Source organism: Clostridium sp. Marseille-P2415 (assembly GCF_900155545.1).
Classification (GTDB): domain Bacteria; phylum Bacillota; class Clostridia; order Lachnospirales; family Lachnospiraceae; genus Lacrimispora.
This window is the reverse complement of the sequence record NZ_LT732526.1, coordinates 1,267,618-1,282,442: the sequence shown is the minus strand read 5'-3', so window position 1 is coordinate 1,282,442 and position 14,825 is coordinate 1,267,618. Positions and strand designations below refer to the sequence as shown.

The 14,825-nt window shown below is 42.9% G+C and carries 11 protein-coding genes; 10 read left to right on the top strand and 1 reads right to left on the bottom strand.

What is annotated here, in order from left to right; translation table 11 throughout:
* The 9 genes from BQ9856_RS10865 to BQ9856_RS10825 all read left to right on the top strand — a co-directional run bounded on the left by BQ9856_RS10865 (position 1) and on the right by BQ9856_RS10825 (position 10,546).
* Positions 1-390, top strand: coding sequence for a NifB/NifX family molybdenum-iron cluster-binding protein (locus BQ9856_RS10865; protein WP_077611049.1), 390 nt, complete (start codon positions 1-3; stop codon positions 388-390).
* A 78-nt stretch (positions 391-468) separates the two neighbouring features.
* Positions 469-1,185: a MurR/RpiR family transcriptional regulator gene (locus BQ9856_RS10860; protein WP_077611048.1), complete on the top strand. Its 717-nt coding sequence runs from the start codon at positions 469-471 to the stop codon at positions 1,183-1,185.
* 166 nt (positions 1,186-1,351) lie between these two features.
* Positions 1,352-2,908: a PTS transporter subunit EIIC gene (locus BQ9856_RS10855; RefSeq protein ID WP_077611047.1), complete on the top strand. Its 1,557-nt coding sequence runs from the start codon at positions 1,352-1,354 to the stop codon at positions 2,906-2,908.
* A 21-nt stretch (positions 2,909-2,929) separates the two neighbouring features.
* Complete coding sequence (locus BQ9856_RS10850) at positions 2,930-4,267, top strand: 6-phospho-alpha-glucosidase (RefSeq protein ID WP_077611046.1); 1,338 nt, start codon at positions 2,930-2,932, stop codon at positions 4,265-4,267.
* A gap of 82 nt (positions 4,268-4,349) precedes the next feature.
* Positions 4,350-5,357 carry a LacI family DNA-binding transcriptional regulator gene (locus tag BQ9856_RS10845; RefSeq protein ID WP_159441981.1) on the top strand — a complete coding sequence of 336 codons (1,008 nt, stop codon included), beginning with the start codon at positions 4,350-4,352 and terminating at the stop codon, positions 5,355-5,357.
* A gap of 156 nt (positions 5,358-5,513) precedes the next feature.
* Positions 5,514-6,767 (top strand): ABC transporter substrate-binding protein, encoded by a 1,254-nt coding sequence (locus tag BQ9856_RS10840; protein ID WP_077611044.1) that lies wholly within the window; start codon positions 5,514-5,516, stop codon positions 6,765-6,767.
* Between the two features lie 67 nt (positions 6,768-6,834).
* A complete protein-coding gene (locus BQ9856_RS10835; protein ID WP_442855584.1) occupies positions 6,835-7,659 on the top strand; it encodes a carbohydrate ABC transporter permease in 825 nt (274 codons plus the stop codon).
* Positions 7,656-8,477, top strand: a complete 822-nt coding sequence (locus BQ9856_RS10830) for a carbohydrate ABC transporter permease (RefSeq protein WP_077611042.1) — start codon at positions 7,656-7,658, stop codon at positions 8,475-8,477. The genes BQ9856_RS10835 and BQ9856_RS10830 overlap by 4 nt, the downstream gene beginning before the upstream one ends.
* Before the next feature lie 74 nt (positions 8,478-8,551).
* Positions 8,552-10,546, top strand: a complete 1,995-nt coding sequence (locus tag BQ9856_RS10825; protein ID WP_077611041.1) for a glycoside hydrolase family 31 protein — start codon at positions 8,552-8,554, stop codon at positions 10,544-10,546.
* Between the two features lie 129 nt (positions 10,547-10,675).
* On the opposite strand, the gene BQ9856_RS10820 is transcribed toward BQ9856_RS10825, so the two are convergent.
* Positions 10,676-12,727 carry an endo-1,4-beta-xylanase gene (locus tag BQ9856_RS10820; RefSeq protein WP_077611040.1) on the bottom strand — a complete coding sequence of 684 codons (2,052 nt, stop codon included), beginning with the start codon at positions 12,725-12,727 and terminating at the stop codon, positions 10,676-10,678.
* Positions 12,728-13,410: 683 nt separating this feature from the next.
* On the opposite strand from BQ9856_RS10820, the gene BQ9856_RS10815 reads away from it, so the two are divergent.
* A complete protein-coding gene (locus BQ9856_RS10815; protein WP_077611039.1) occupies positions 13,411-14,766 on the top strand; it encodes an ABC transporter substrate-binding protein in 1,356 nt (451 codons plus the stop codon).
* Positions 14,767-14,825 lie beyond the last annotated feature (59 nt).

The window sequence follows — 14,825 nt, the reverse complement described above, 5'->3', positions numbered from 1 at the left end:
ATGAGAGTTGCAGTAACATACAATAATGGACTGGTGTTCCAGCATTATGGGAAGACAGAACGTTTCAAGGTTTATGACATTGAAGACAATAAGATTGTGACGGCCGCTGTGGTCAATACCGATGGAAGCGGCCACGGAGCGCTTGCCGGCATATTAAAGAAGATTAGCGTTGACACACTAATCTGCGGTGGAATTGGAGCTGGTGCGAAAGAATCATTGAACGAAGCCGATATCAAGTTATATGGTGGAGTTTCCGGAGATGCGGATGAAGCTGTAAAGGCATTGCTTTCCGGAACACTTCAGTACGATCAGAATGTCACATGTACCCATGAACATCATAACGACCATAATGGTCATCATGATTGCGGAGAGCAGAATCATCATTGTTAGGGTCAATTATGCGGGTTTCGTTGAAACTGTTTAAGGTAATATTAAAATCTGTTATAATAGACTTCTGGAGGAATGCATATGGAGGGAAGTATCTATTTAACAGATTTGGAAAAAAACGTAGTAAACAGAATCCACGCCCATATTCTGGAAGGAGAAAAAGTAAGCATTGACGTGATCGCGAAAGAATGCTTTGTGTCCAAAGCATTAGTTGTAAAACTGGCTAAAAAGTTAGGATACAGCGGTTACAGTGAGATGTATTATGTTCTGATGTCTTCAAACAGAAATCAGAAGTCGGCCGATTTCTCGCATATGGTTCACCAGAATGAAACGAATACTGCCAGAGAAGGAATTACGCTGCTGACTGACTTGCTGAATGAATATCGTGGGGCGAAAATTCACCTTGACTCAATCGGCTTATGCGATGCGGCCAGGGATTATTATCTGCAGAAGCTTCTGATGTTTGGGTTTGATGCGGTAAGCAGTTATCATTTTGCTGCATTTCATAAGGATTCTGCGGGGCTCTTTATTTTTATGTCTTTTTCAGGAAGCAGGTTTGAGATTTTTGACAGGGTCCATGCCGCTGCGGATAATGGATTTAAAGTTTTGGCTTTAACTGCGAGAAAGGATTCTCCCCTTGGGACCATGGCGGATTATACAATTGAAATATCCGGAGAACGGACAGAAGAGAATTATTACAGACCTGATTTTTTTACAGCCAATCTTATCATTCTTCTGGAGATGGCGTTGTGCGAATACTCTCAAAAATATATAAATCAAGAAAACAGAACAAAATAACAGAAAACAGTGCGCAGGGTTAAAAACCTTGTTTGCACTGTTTTTTATTTATAAAAAGGTAAACTTTTTTACTTTCTTGCGATAAGTTCACAAATCTTCCGAATCTATTGAAATTAGTAACCCGTCAGATATAATAAAAACATCATAAATATCGGAGGGGATAAGCATGAAGAAAAAGTTAATGGAGATGAGCCAGAACTTCTCCAGGGCTGCGATACAGCCTGTCATGTTTCTGGCGATTATGGGGTTGGTGCTTGCAGCGGCTGTAATTATGCAGTTGGATTTCATGCCGTCTGTTGTGGTGTTTGCAGGAACACTTCTTAAGACGATGATGGATACAATGCTTAATAATTTATCCGTTATATTCTGCGTAGGGCTTGCAACGGCGTTTGCAAAGAAAAAGAAAGTTGACGCGGCGGTTATCAGTCTCATTGCCTATTTGATTTTCCTTGGAGCCAATAACGCGTGGCTGTCTTCCCGGGGAATGCTGGCGGAAGCCGGACCGATGGGATTGTTCGGAACGGGACAGAACATGGTCCTGGGATTTCAGGTCATCGATATGAATGTATTTTTGGGGCTGGTTCTGGGCTGTATCACCGGATATATACACAACAAATTTTGTGAAAAGAAATTTCCGGAGATGTTCAGTATCTATGGCGGATCGAGATTTGTATTCTTAATCATGATTCCGATTACCCTGGTGCTTGCGATTGTACTTTCCTATATATGGCCTGTCGTGAATACGGGAATCTCCCTTATGGCCCGGTTTATGAAAAATGCGGGAGCAGCCGGTGTGTTTCTCTATTCCTTTGGAAACAGATTCTTAATCCCGACAGGGCTTCATCATCTGCTGTGGATGCCGTTCTGTTTTACAGGGCTTGGGGGTACTTTGAATATCGACGGCTCGGTGGTACAGGGGGCTGCCAATATCTTCTATGCAGAGATGGGGAATACGGCCTCCCTTACTGCGATTGACAGTTCCATACGTTTTGCCACTTTTGGATTTGCCAAGATATTCGGAAGCATTGGAATCGGACTGGCATTCATTCGCTGTGCGAAGCCGGAATATAAAAAAGCCGTAAAAGGCATGATTTTTCCGTCGGTATTCGTAGCGGCGGTAGCCGGAATTACGGAGCCGCTTGACTTTGCATTCCTCTTTATTTCACCGCTTTTGTGGCTGGTACATGGCTTAATTACGGGTATATCGGAAACCCTTCTCTGGATTCTGGGCTCCAGGACGTATGCTCTTTACGGCCTGTTAGATACCATCGTATGCAACTCTGTCATCAGTCCGAAGCTCACAAAGATTTATATATTTTTTATCGTGGGTATTCTTATGACGGTGGTATGGTACCTGGTATTTACCTTTCTGATTAAGAAATTAGATATAAAAACACCGGGACGCGATCATGCTTTTGCGGAAGAAGCAAATGAGAATAGGAAAACAGAGGGTGCATCCGCCCCGAAGGGTTACAGTTCCGAAGATGCCAAACGGATTATCGAAGGACTTGGAGGAGCCGCCAATATCGAAGCCGTCAATAACTGCTTTACAAGATTACGCTGTGATGTGAGAGATGTATCTAAGGTAGACGAAAACATGATAAAAAAAGCAGAACAGAAAGGCGTTATCGTCAATGGTAACAATGTACAGATTATTATCGGCCTGACCGTTGAGAATGCAAAGGACGCGGTAAAGGACCAGTTAAAAACAGAAAATGAATAATTGAAAAAGGAGATATTTTATATGACGAAGTATTCCATTTGTATCATAGGCGGAGCAAGCCGTTATACCCCGGACATGTTAGCCATGCTGTGCAACCAGAAGGAAAGATTTCCGCTTAAGAGAATTGTCCTGTATGACATTGAGGAAGAAAGACAGGTGATCGTTGGGAAGTATGCAGAAATCTTATTCCGTGAGTATTATCCGGAATTGGAAGAAATTGTGTACACCACGGATAAGGAAACCGCGTTTCAGGATATCGATTTTGCATTGATGCAGATCCGTGCAGGACGCCTTAAAATGCGGGAACAGGATGAGAAGATTTCTATCCGACATGGTTGTTTAGGCCAGGAGACATGCGGCGCAGGTGGATTTGCCTATGGTCTCAGAAGCATTCCTGCCATCATCGAACTGGTCAATGATATCCGCAAATATTCACCGGAATGCTGGATTCTCAACTATTCCAATCCGGCGGCTATCGTTGCCGAGGCGACAAAACGCGTATTCCCGGACGACTACCGCATTATCAATATCTGTGATATGCCGATTGCCATCATGGATATGTATGCGGCCGTTCTTGGTAAGAAGAGAAAAGACTTAGATCCAAAATATTTTGGACTTAATCATTTCGGCTGGTTTACCCATATTTATGACAAGGAGACCGGAGAAGATTATCTGCCGAAACTGAAGGAGATTTTGAAGACACCGGTCGATGTGCAGACGGAACCGCTGTTCCAGGAGCCATCGTGGAAAGCTACGTTCCATTTCATGAGCCAGATGATTAGCGACTTTGACGAGTACCTTCCGAATACTTATCTGCAGTATTATCTATACCCTCATAAAATGTATGCCAAAGAAAACCCGGAATATACGAGAGCCAATGAGGTGATGGATGGGAACGAGAAAGAAACTTATGAATGCCTGAAAAAAATCATTGCTCTCGGAAAAATCCGTGGCACGGAATATGAACTGACAGCGGATGTAGGATGCCATGCGGAATATATCGTGGACCTTGCTGCAGCACTCGCCAATAACACAAAGGAAATATTCCTGATCATCACGGAAAACAGGGGAATCATCGAAAACGTGGATGACGGCATGATGGTGGAAGTTCCCTGCCGCGTCGGCAGGAATGGGGTGGAGCCTCTGGCAGCCGGCCCGATTCCAACCTTTTATAAGGGAATGATGGAGAACCAGCATGCATACGAAAAACTGGCGGTAGATGCCTGCCTGGAGGGAAATAAGAAGAAGGCGCTTCAGGCACTGGTCTTAAACCGTACCGTTGTAAACGCGGATACCGCCATTGCGCTGCTCGACGATTTAATAGAAGCGAATAAGGGATACTGGAATGAAATGAAATAAGAATCCATGGAATCATTCTGCATGGAATTGACAATCACAAGCAATCTGGACTATAATGAGCCTGAGAAATGGAGAAATCATTATGGTAAGAATAAAGGATATTGCTGAATATGTGGGAGTCAGTACTACTACCGTATCCAATGTGATTCATGGAAAAGAGCAGCGGGTTTCCGGCGAGACCAGAAAGAGAATCGAAGAGGCCGTTCGGGAGATGGGCTATGTGCCGAGTATGAGTGCGCTGATGCTGGCACAGGAACGATCCGGCATTTTTGGTGTGATCCTGCAGAACAAAGAGGAGGATAACAAGCCTGCGCTGGCAGATCCTTATTATAGTGCTCTGGTAGGATACCTGGATCAATACATTAAACAGAATCATCATTATATGCTGATGATAACCGTTCCGGATGAACAGGAGATCATCCGGCAGACCATTGCATGGAATCTGGATGGCCTGATTGCCTGCAACCTTAATGAGGATTTTCTGCTGAGTCTTCATGAACACTGTAATAAGCCGATTGTTTCCGTAGATACCTATATCAATAAAAAATATAATTACACCACTGTCATGACCGATGACTTTAGCGGAGGTTATCAAATGGGAAAATATCTTACCTCCATGGGACATCGGAAGATTCTGTTGCTGGCGGATAATGACCGGGGAGTTGACCATTACCGGTGGCTGGGATTTAAAAAAGCATTGCAGGAAAGCGGGATTGAGGTCACCAAAGAGCAGCATGTAATCATATCCCCTGTCTATCAGGAGCGGATGGAACAGATCGAGAAGATGCAAGCTATGCTTCATCAGCAGACCGCACTGTTTTTTGCCTCTGATTTTTATGCTCTGGAGGCCTGCTCGGTTCTTCGGGATATGGGGTTTCGGATTCCGGAAGACATTTCGGTCACCGGTTTTGATGATCTGCTGTATGCCCGGTTATCGAAGCCCAGGCTTACCACTATGCGTCAGAGTATAGAGAAAAAAGGGGAGATGGCAGTGAAGGCGCTGCTGAACCTGATTAATCATGAACAAAAACAGGATTGGCTGCTTCCTGTTCAGCTGATTGAGCGTGAATCTGTAAAACGCATAGAATAGATCATTGTGCAATATTGCTAAAATATAATAAATATAGTACTGCAAATTACTGGTTATGCGCAAAACCATTTGACACAGGCGGCAGCCTGTGTTATTTTTTTATTGTTAGTTATGCGCATAACCTAAGTGATTAACAATGATAGGAGGGAATTAGATATGAAACGGAAAATGGTTGCTATGTGGGCTTTGGCAGCTCTGGCTTTGACAACTATGACACTTGCAGGCTGCGGGAAGAAAGAAAAAGAGATCGAATTTTTTTCTTCCAAGTCAGAAAATGCAGCAATCCTGCAATCCTTAGTGGATGCGTTCAATCAGGCTCATACAGAAAGCGGAGTGACTATCGTGTTAAATACACCTGCAGATCCAGGAACAGTATTAAAGACCAGGCTGGCGAAAAATGATGTTCCGGATATCATGGCTTTGGGCGGTGATAATAATTATAAGGAAGTGCAGGAGACGGGCGTGCTGGCAGATTTAAGTAAAGAAAGCTACATGGATTCCATTCAGGAGTCCTACTTACAGATGGTATATGATGTGCAGAAGGGAAAAGAAGCAATCCCGTATGCAGTTCCTTATGCTGCCAATGCATCCGGTGTTTTATATAACGTAGATAAGTTTAACGAGCTGAACCTTAAGATACCAAAAACCTGGGATGAATTTATAGAAGTGATCCACAAGATTGAACAGGCAGGAGAGGAACCGTTCGTCTTTACGTTTAAAGATGCCTGGACCGGACTCTGCCCATGGAACAGCATGGCCCCTGACCTGCAGCCGGAAGGATTTGCCGAAGACCGCCGTACAGGAACAACTACCTTTGCGGCTACCCATCAGGAGATTGCTGAAAAATATCTGGAACTGTTAAAGCATGCACAGAATGATTTTATGGGGACGACCTATGATGATGGCAACAAGGCGTTTGCAAATGGAAAAGGCGTTATGATGATCAATGGAAATTGGGCAATCAATCAGTTTACCAATGCAAACCCGGATTTTCACGTAGATATGTTTGCGCTTCCTTCCTCAAACGATGAATCAAAAAATTATGTGACTTCAGGAGTGGATATGCTGCTATGCGCCAATAAGGATTCGAAAAACCTTGCTATCGCAAAAGAATTTCTGGCCTTTTTATTGGAACAGAAAAATGCAAAGGCCTATATCGATGATCAGTTCGCATTTTCAGCAGTAAAAGGAGTTGAGCAGAAGGATGCCAGGGTAGCCGGTGTGAAAGAGGATATCGGAAAAGGAAAGGTTGCGAACTTTCCGGATCATGATTACCCCTCTGCGTTTAATCTGTCCGCTCTTTTATCAGAATACTCTTTGAACCACGTAAACGGAATGGGTGATGCGGAAAATATAGCAGCATTTCTTGCTGATTGTGATAAAAAATATGACGCAGCCAATGTAGAATAGCAGATGAGGAATCACGATGAAAAAGAAAAACAAATCGGTAGATCCAATATATTTTTTAAGCGTCGGCATGATGGCAGGATTATTTTTTCTGTTCCATACCGTATCATTTCTGAAGGGCGTTTTTTACAGCTTTACTGACTGGAAAGGATACGGAACCTGGAATTTTGTCGGACTGAGGAATTATATGCAGATCTTCAGGGACGGGGATACGATCCATGCTTATATATTCACCTTTCGTTTTGCCATTATCTGTACGGTGCTGGTAAATCTCATCAGTCTGATCCTGGCCTGTGCCTTAAATGCAGATATCCGGTATAAGAACTTCTTAAAGGGAGTTTACTTTCTTCCCTATATGCTTGGGAGTGTGATTGTAGGGTTTATCTTTAACTTCATTTTTGCCAATCTGATTCCGGTGTTTGGTCAGCTGCTTGGCATCAAAGGGCTGAGTGTCAACATTCTCGGAACGACCCGTGCCATCTGGGGAATTATAGTTGTGACCATATGGAGCGGGTGTGCATTTCATACGCTGATTTACATATCCGGCCTGCAGTCTGTGGATACGAACGTGTATGAAGCTGCAGCTTTAGACGGAGCTACAGGTCTACGGAGATTTTTTCATATCACATTCCCGTTGCTGGCACCATCCTTTACCATCAATATGGTGCTTGCGGCCAGAGGTTATCTCATGATATACGATCAAATCATGGCAATGACGGATGGAGGACCTGGAATTACGACTACCTCTATTGCAGTATTAATATATAAAAAGGGATTTGGTGCCGGTCAGTTTTCCTACCAGATGGCAAATGCTGTTGTATTATTTATTGTTGTGGTGACGGTATCAATATTACAGCTTAAAATTCTGGAGAAGCGGGAGGAAAAAATCGGATGAAACATAAATCAAATATCCTTGTGACCGCAATGCTGTTTGCTGGTGCCGGGTTCGTCATTTTACTCCCCCTTTATATGACAGTTATGATAGCCATTAAGGATCCGTCTGATATGAATCAGGTGTTAGCATTGCCGAAGAAAATCAGGCTGCTGAATTTTGTGGATGCATGGAAACTGACAGAATTCCCCCGCAAATTTTTAAACACCACATGTATCACATTGGTGAACCTCGCTGCCACACTGATCACCAATTCTTTTGTGGCATATGCCATTACCCGCAACAGAAAGAAGCATGTGTTTTTCCGCATGATGTATTACTATTTTGTCAGCGCCATGTTCATTCCATTCTGTGTAATCATGCTTCCGCTGGTGGTGCAGGCAAACTTCTTTCATCTGGCAAATATCTTTGGCATTACATTTTTATATATCGTATTTGGTTTGCCAATGAATACGTTTATTTATTGCGGGGCGGTAAAAAGCATCCCTTCTGCGCTGGATGAAGCAGCTGAAATGGATGGGGCAAATCCGTTTCAGATATTTTACCATGTGATTTTTCCTGTACTGAAGCCTGCTACGGCAACGGTTGCCATTCTTTCCTTTATGTGGACCTGGAATGATTTTACCATGCCGTTAGTATTGTTAAGTGATCAGGATCAGCAGACCTTACAACTGGCTCAGTACGTATTTAAGAGTCAGTTTTCTGTAAATTATAATCTGGCATTTGCTTCTTACCTTATGGTAATCCTGCCCATTCTGATCGTGTATCTGTTCTGCCAGAAATGGATCATGAACGGCGTTGTGGCGGGGGCAGTAAAATAAGCACAATTTCTGTCAGGCAGAGTATTTCATAACTTGAATGCGCCTTGAGGGAAGGGAAAGGAACGATAAAAAACATGATAAAAAAATATACTTACGGGACACCTGTCCAGACAGATGCCGTTGTAAAAAATATAGTACCGGAAACAGATAAATGCCCTTATGAACAGAATCATGATCCGCTTATTTTCCGGCTTCTTATGGAAGAAGATGATATCGTCTACGGGCTTGGAGAGCAGGTACGCGGTATTAATAAACGGGGCTGGAGATATGTCAGTTATTGCAGCGATGAGCCGCACCATCAGGAGGATAAACAAAGTCTTTATGGTGCGCATAACTTTTTCGTATTAAAAGGAAGATTAAACGCAGGTATCTTTGTGGATTTTCCTGGAAAGATAACCTTTGACATAGGTTTTAAAAAGCTGGAGGAAATACAGATCATACCGGAAGGAACCGATCTTGATATCTATATAATAGAAGGGGGAACCGTTCCCGCCATCATTAAGGAATTTCGGGAGCTGATCGGTCCGAGTTATATTCCTCCGCTGTGGGCATTCGGATATGGCCAGAGCCGTTGGGGATATAAATCGGCGGATGATATAAGAACGGTTGCCAAACGGTACAGGGAAAGCCAGATTCCCATCGACAGTATCTATCTGGATATTGACTACATGGATCGGTATAAAGACTTTACGATTGACAAGGAGGCATTTCCGGATTTTCCAGACTTTGTAAAGGAAATGAAGGAACAGAAGATTCATCTGGTTCCCATCATTGATGCCGGTGTAAAAATCGAGCCTGGCTATGATGTCTACGAGGAGGGATCTGCGGGCAATTATTTCTGCAAGGATGAAGAAGGCAATGATTTTGTGACCGCAGTATGGCCGGGCAGGACTCATTTTCCGGATGTGCTCAATGATAAAGCGAGAGAATGGTTTGGCAGCAAGTACAGGCTTCTGCTGGAACAGGGGATCGACGGCTTCTGGAATGATATGAATGAACCTGCTATTTTCTATACCGATGTACACTTGAAAGAGGCATTTGAAGAAATAGAACAATATAAGCAGAAAGATAATCTGGTTTTAAAGGACTGGTTTGCATTCCAGGAGCTGATCCGGGGAATCCCCAACAGTGAGAAAGATTATAAACGGTTCTATCATAATATTCAGGGGAAAAAGGTGCGTCATGATCAGGTTCATAATCTTTACGGCTATTATATGACAAGAGCGGCAGGAGAAGCCTTTGAAAAGTATGAGCCTGAGAAGCGCATTCTAATGTTTTCCAGATCCTCTTATATCGGAATGCATCGATACGGAGGGGTCTGGACAGGTGATAATAAGTCATGGTGGTCCCATTTGCTTTTAAATATTCAGATGATGCCATCCTTAAATATGTGCGGTTTTCTCTATACGGGTGCAGATATTGGAGGATTTGGAGCAGATACGACAGAAGACCTTATAAAACGCTGGCTGGCATTTGGTGTTTTTACGCCGCTGATGAGAAATCATTCTGCAATGGGAACCCGGGAGCAGGAGCTGTATCAGTTCCGTGAGACAGAAGGTATGAGAAAGCTGATTGAAGCCAGATATCAGCTGCTCCCTTATCTTTATAGTGAATTTATGAAGGCGGCTCTAGAAAATGAACTTTTTTTCCGGCCTCTGTCCTTTGATTATCCGGAAGATGAGATGGCTTTACAAACAGAGGATCAGCTGCTGGTGGGAGAAAGTCTGATGATCGCACCTGTTTATATACAGAATGCGAAAGGACGGAATGTCTACCTGCCTGAGGATATGAAGATGGTCACGCTGGGAGAAGGAGAAAATCTTAATGGCACCGTTTTAGAGAAAGGCTGGCATTATATCGGCGTACCAATGGATTCTATTGTGTTTTTCCTTCGCCCGGATCACATCTTACCCTTGTCAAAGGGGGGAAGGAATGTGGAGGAAGTTGACTTTGTGAATTTAAAGCTGGTTTCCTATGTGAAGACTGAGGCATTTTACCGATACTATCATGATGATGGTTATGGGAAGGATTATAGGAACCCGAACAATTACCGGGATATCAGATTATAGATGATAAAATATTGACAAATGGATTCCGGAATTTTACCTCCTCCAATGATTGTTTTTTGTTTGAGTCATCGGAGGAGGCCACTTTAACTTTGCAGATTTAAGTAAAAATTGTCATACTATGCATCATTATTATTCTATGAGTGTCCCATCATAATACACATGCAATACCGGATCGCTTAATTTATCGTATGAGGACCAGTCCGCCTTTGCAAAGCGGATGTCCATAACCAGCTTTCCATCCTCCGGCAATTCGGTCTTTTCCTTTATGGTTAACGTTAATGTCTGATCGCTTATGCTTCCGGTAACATAGTTGTTAATGGAACTATACCAGGGTGCCGAACTAAGCTGCAGGGCAGCATTGTCGCACCAGACATTCTGGATTGCACTGCTCATGCCATCTGCCGTAAATGTCAGGGTTAACTTTGACAAATCAATGGCCCCGCCATTTGCGGTTACCGTATACTTCTGGCTGATGCTGTTTCCATTATTTGTTGTGGTTACGGTTGCCGTTGCTTTCCCTGCAGGAGGGTCATCCGGATCTTCATTCAGTCCTTGAATGATAGAATAATATGCAGGCTTCGCTTTATACTCCCCATTAAATAAAAGCGGATATCCTCCCAGCCAGCTTGTTCGGTCCGTAACTCCCCATAAGATAACTGCCGTAATATTAATCCCTTCTTTTTTTAAATTCACTGCTTTATTCATCAGCAGTTTGTAGCGGTCAGCCTGAGCTGCAAGAGCGCTTTCCGTGTTGCTCGGCTGCTTTATATCCAGTTCCGTCAGCTGCAATTCCAAACCAAGGGAAGCGTATTTCCTTGCTGCGGTTTCGAACATGCTTATGCTTGGATAATCCATGGTCCAATGTGACTGCATTCCCATACCGTCAACCAGGCCCTTTTCTTTTAAATCTTTTAAGATATTATAGATAAAGCTGCTCTTTTTATCCTCGTATTCGTTATAGTCATTATAAAATAACTTACAGCCTTCCGGAGCATATTTTCTGGCATATTCAAATGCCTTTTCAATGTATTCCGGGCCAATGGTCTGCATCCACGGGGAATTGCCGGCTGTGGTATTGTTGGAGCCCGGATTTCTCATACCTGTTGAAGTATTGGGATCTACGGCTTCGTTTACCACATCCCAGGCATAGAATTCTACCGTAGGATAAGTTTCTTTTAACAATCCCATAAGGTTTTTTATGTAGTTTTCCAATCTTTTTAACATTACTTCCTTAGATACCCAGGGAGCGGAGGGATCCGTGGAGTAATTTTCCTTAAAAAACCAATCCGGTGTCTGGCTGTGCCACACCAGCGTATGTCCCCTTACGGGAATATGATTGTCTCTGGCAAATTCAAGTAAAGTTCTGGCTGCCCTTAAATTTACCTGGGGATTGGTCTGGTCATCGGGATTTTTCTTAAGGTAAGCGATGGTAGCATCATGATCCAGAACGGACTCCGGTTTTAATTCATTGCCGGGAGTCAGCAGGTTATAATGCTTTAAAATCAGGTCTTTTGCCGGTGACGGTGCCAGCTCGCTGGCCGTTGAAGCGGCTCCCATATGAAAATAGGGGGAAAATACATCTTTTAAACTGGCAATATCTTCTTCAATTTCTGGTAAGTCCGCCGGAGCTGCCTTAAAATCATCAATATAGAAGTCCATAAAATCCTGTGTACCAGGGGATGACTTATATTCCGATTCCACGTAAATGTATACATTTGCCGCGTCGGTGGGAATGGTGTACTGTCCTTCCAGATAAGTCCACGAACCCTTTGTTACTGCTGCAGTTTTTATGGTTTTATACTGGTCATTTACCCCGTCATTGTATTGCAGCTGCAGACTGAAATTATTAGTACCGGAATAGGTATCTCCGGTATAATAAAGCCATATTCCGAATACGTAAGTTTCTCCCAAAGTCAGTTCATCCGTTTCGTTACTGGCTGCTCCGTGCCAGGTTTGGGTACGGTTGCTTACCTTTAAGCTGTACTCTCCGCTATGAGCCTGTTCTGTACTTAAACTCACCGTTTCGCTGCCTCTAGGCCCCCAACCATTTAAGCCTGTCTCAAAATCATTTACGATTGATTCTCCGTTTGTAGCTGCTGATACTGTTTTTGGTATATAACAGCATGTACCCATAAAAAGGGTAAAAACCATTAGAAAAGAAATTATTTTCTTTCTCTTCATAATTACCACCTCCTGAAAAATAATAAATATCCCGCTTTTCTAAAATATATAAAACGTTACTGGTTGGGGGGATAGATATTTTTATAATAGCAAAAAGAAGTTAAGATTCAACCCAAGTGCCAAAATTATACACTTTATGTGCCAAAATTTGCGCTTGGTTCGTTTAAATAGCACAGTCGAATCTTGTTTGGAGCATAGATTGCGTATTTTCGATTCATCATTTGGCTGAAGCCGCCATAGAGATGTTACAGTAAGAATAAAATGTTTAAACTATAGGAAAATAAGAAATAATTTATAAATAGCTAAAATAATGCTTGAACTAAAGCGAATGTAGTTGTATAATATAGACAAAATTATAAGAAATAAGTCAGGGGAAATATATGAAACGACCAAGCATGTCTGCCATAGAATGATGATTTACGGATCCGCGTGCATGGAAAAAGAGCCGGAAACCAGAGCTTTGTCTATGGATGAAACCAAGCACATATTTGGCCCGGGACATAACAGTTTTGTGAAAGGAGAAGATGGGGTATTTATTTGACCCGAACAGCCATACGATGGTTATAAAAGCGAGGTGGAATGCAGAAGGAGAACCAGTGTTTTCTTTTAAGAAATAGTTATTTTTTTGTCAAAGTGTTTAGAAAAGACTATAATATTATAATAAAAACTAAAGGAGTGATATTATGAAAAGAAAATTAGCCGGCATCCTGGCCGGTGCTGCAGTGGCAGCAACTATTTTATCCGGATGCAGTTCATCAGCAGATTCTGCGCAGACAACTGCCGGTGAAACAGAAGAAGCAGTGGTAACAACGGTAGGACCGGATACCGGTACGCATATGGAAATGTGGTCATTTGTGGAATTACATAATACATTTTATGCGAGTATGGTTGAAAAATGGAATGAGGATAACCCGGACCGGCAGATTCAGGTGACCTTTACTACTTATCCATTTCCCGACATGCATAATAAATTAATCATGGCATTGCAGACCGGACAGGGTGCGCCGGATCTGTGCGATGTTGAAATCGGTCAGTTCCCGAATTTCCTTCAGGGAGAAATACAGCTTTATCCTTTGAATAAAGCTTTGGAGCCATATAAAAAAGATATGGTTCAGTCCAGATTGGATGTGTATTCGAAAGATGGAAATTATTATGGAGTGCCAACACATGTAGGGGCGGCCGTTATGTATTATAATACGGAGATTTTGGAAAAGTATGGCATTGATTATACGAAAATCAAAACATGGGATGATTATACGGAAGCGGGTAAGAAATTAAAAGAGGCGTCCAATGGGGAAGTGAAGCTGACAAGCGTGGATACTGCCGGCATCGATTGGCTGACAATTGCAATGGCCCAGTATGGGGAAGATTGGGCAGCTGCCAATGATGGTTCTGTGAATGTGCAGCTGGAATCTGTGAAGAAAATGCTTACGATGCAGCAGAATTGGCTGTCAGAAGGCATTGCGATGATTTCACCCGCAGGACATGTGGATTTGGAAGAAGGCTTTCAGAATATACTGGATGGAAATATCGCATCCTTCCCGAAAGCATTATGGTATATGAGCCGTTTCTTAAATTATATGCCTGAAATGAAAGGAAAAGTAGCCATGGCACCATTGCCGGTATTTAAAGAGGGACAGAACCGTTCTGTCGGAATCGGAGGAACGGGTACTGCGGTAACGGCACAGTCCTCTGATCCGGAACTGGCTGCGGATTTTATTGCATTCGCAAAATGCTCCCAGGAAGGAAGCCGCCAGATTTGGGAGCAGCTGGGCTTCGATGTATGCAATACGAAGCTGTGGACTGATGAAACGGTGACGAAAGATACCGCCAATAAATATATCAGCTTTTTCAAGACCAATCCTTTTGATGTTTTAAATGAAGTGAAAGCAGAAATCATGACGTTGAGCGTTACGAGTATGACTCCCGGAATCAATGATTATTTTTGCACTACTACACTTAACGAGGTCCTGGAAGACGGGAAAGCTGTGGATGAGGCATTACAGGAAGCGCAGGATTATCTGGAGTTGGAAGAGTAATATAGAAGCAAGGGCCGGAGCGCTCGGCTGGAAGGGAATAACACCGGCCTGTTAAATGA

Excerpts from the sequence above, each read along its gene's own strand:
- BQ9856_RS10820 (WP_077611040.1), bottom strand. The coding sequence starts at position 12,727 with ATGAAGAGAAAGAAAATAATTTCTTTTCTAATGGTTTTTACCCTTTTT.
- BQ9856_RS10840 (WP_077611044.1), top strand. The coding sequence starts at position 5,514 with ATGAAACGGAAAATGGTTGCTATGTGGGCTTTGGCAGCTCTGGCTTTG.
- BQ9856_RS10845 (WP_159441981.1), top strand. The coding sequence starts at position 4,350 with ATGGTAAGAATAAAGGATATTGCTGAATATGTGGGAGTCAGTACTACT.
- BQ9856_RS10835 (WP_442855584.1), top strand. The coding sequence starts at position 6,835 with ATGATGGCAGGATTATTTTTTCTGTTCCATACCGTATCATTTCTGAAG.
- BQ9856_RS10855 (WP_077611047.1), top strand. The coding sequence starts at position 1,352 with ATGAAGAAAAAGTTAATGGAGATGAGCCAGAACTTCTCCAGGGCTGCG.
- BQ9856_RS10815 (WP_077611039.1), top strand. The coding sequence starts at position 13,411 with ATGAAAAGAAAATTAGCCGGCATCCTGGCCGGTGCTGCAGTGGCAGCA.
- BQ9856_RS10825 (WP_077611041.1), top strand. The coding sequence starts at position 8,552 with ATGATAAAAAAATATACTTACGGGACACCTGTCCAGACAGATGCCGTT.
- BQ9856_RS10860 (WP_077611048.1), top strand. The coding sequence starts at position 469 with ATGGAGGGAAGTATCTATTTAACAGATTTGGAAAAAAACGTAGTAAAC.
- BQ9856_RS10830 (WP_077611042.1), top strand. The coding sequence starts at position 7,656 with ATGAAACATAAATCAAATATCCTTGTGACCGCAATGCTGTTTGCTGGT.
- BQ9856_RS10865 (WP_077611049.1), top strand. The coding sequence starts at position 1 with ATGAGAGTTGCAGTAACATACAATAATGGACTGGTGTTCCAGCATTAT.
- BQ9856_RS10850 (WP_077611046.1), top strand. The coding sequence starts at position 2,930 with ATGACGAAGTATTCCATTTGTATCATAGGCGGAGCAAGCCGTTATACC.